We start from the raw sequence: 578 nt of genomic DNA on the forward strand, positions 1-578 counted from the left end.
GCCGCCAACCGGCAGGATGTAGAAGACAGGCAGGATGATGTAATCACCCGCCAGTCAGACGTGACCAGTAAGCAGGTTGATGTTGCTGCGAAGCAGGCCGATATTACTTCCCGTCAATCGGATGTCACCACCAAACACGACAATGTGGTGGCGAAGCATGGCGATGTCGTTATCAAACACACGGAAGTATTGACCGCCAAGTCTGATACAGACACCGCTCTGGTATCTGCACAAGCTGTACTCTCCAGCACCGAGAGTGCCCGTGACCTGTCCCTGACCTATCGGGATCAGGCCGGTGTCGCCATGACCAACGCCCAGAACCACGAATCCAACGCCGCCAATTACTCAAACATTGCCGGTGTCTTGCGTGATGAGGCCGAAGGCTTCAGGGACGAATCCACCACCTTACGGGATCAGACAAAGGCTTACCGCGATCAGGCAGAGACATTTGTCGCAAGCCTTAATGGGACCGTGGCTGAACTTGGGCTGATTGACCTTTCAGGTAATGCGTATCCAGCCAAACCATCTACCTCTGCTATCTGGCGGGTTGACGTTGGCGGAAACATCTCAGGTGTCGA

Annotated in this window: 1 protein-coding gene; it reads left to right on the forward strand. The window is 54.5% G+C overall.

The annotated features are described in order from the left end of the window. On the forward strand, positions 1-578 hold a 578-nt coding region (locus ABD892_RS10090), incomplete at both ends, for a hypothetical protein (protein WP_345195496.1).

The organism is Kistimonas scapharcae, from assembly GCF_039540975.1.
GTDB lineage: Bacteria > Pseudomonadota > Gammaproteobacteria > Pseudomonadales > Endozoicomonadaceae > Kistimonas > Kistimonas scapharcae.